General features: G+C 52.5%; 1 rRNA gene. It reads left to right on the forward strand.

The annotated features are described in order from the left end of the window. Positions 1-255, forward strand: a 23S ribosomal RNA gene (locus PV403_RS25160); the annotation flags it as partial.

The following is a 255-nucleotide window of genomic DNA, read 5'->3' on the forward strand; positions in this document are numbered from 1 at the left end:
ATCCGGTGAAATTTTAATACCTGTGAAGATGCAGGTTACCCGCGACAAGACGGAAAGACCCCATGGAGCTTTACTGCAGCTTGATATTGGATTTGGGTACGATCTGTACAGGATAGGTGGGAGCCTAGGAAGCATGAGCGCCAGCTTGTGTGGAGGCAACGTTGGGATACCACCCTGATCGTATCTAGGTTCTAACTTGGTACCGTGATCCGGTGCGAGGACAGTGTCAGGTGGGCAGTTTGACTGGGGCGGTCG

Source organism: Paenibacillus sp. GYB006 (genome assembly GCF_036577645.1).
Classification (GTDB): Bacteria; Bacillota; Bacilli; order Paenibacillales; family Paenibacillaceae; genus Paenibacillus.